General features: G+C 73.5%; 1 protein-coding gene. It reads right to left on the bottom strand.

What is annotated here, in order from left to right:
- Positions 1–649, bottom strand: a 649-nt coding sequence (locus tag AC08ON_RS11550) for an AAA family ATPase (RefSeq protein WP_476616942.1), incomplete at both ends; no start/stop codon positions are given.

Below are 649 nucleotides of genomic sequence, written 5' to 3'. Positions count from 1 at the left end.
GGTCGACCGGTGCGTCGCGCGCCTCCTCGGTATCGGTGAACGACACGCACAGCCGCTGCAGGTCCGGGGGCAGTTTCTCCCGCAGGACCCGCAGGGCTTGCGACTTCTGGCTGGTGACCAGAACCCGTTGCCCCTCCGCCAGCAAGGCGCAGACCAGGTTGGCGATCGTGTGCGTCTTGCCGGTGCCGGGCGGGCCCTCGACGACGACGCCGTTGTCGTGGCGAAGCCGCTCCAGCACCCGGGCCTGCTCGGGACTGGCCGGGAGCGGGAGCAGCGGGTCCGCACCGAGTTCGGCGCCGCTCGTCGCTCCCTCTGCCTCGAGCCAGGCCAACCGGTCGGCGGCGTCGAGGGTCTCCACCAGCTGGACGAGGCCGAGCGGCGGAGGTCCGTCACCCCGCAGGACGTCGAGCATCCGCTCGTAGTAGGTCAGCAGGGCGGCCTGGTCACGGGTGCGCAGGACGAAGGCCGGGGCGAAGGTCACCCGCGGGCGTGACGCGCTGTCGGGCGCGGGCGGCGCGAGGTCGGGTTCGAAGCCGTCCGTCGGCACGTCGAGCGCCAGCGCCAGCCAGTCCCGCAGCAGCCGGATGTCGTCCGGACCCAGTGGCGCCGACGGTCGTCCCCGCAGGCGCTCGTGCAGCGCGTTCGTCCG

This window comes from Frankia sp. CoWAU3 (assembly GCF_977971855.1).
Note: the sequence above shows the minus strand (reverse complement) of the source record. Positions and strands in the feature narration are given on the sequence as shown.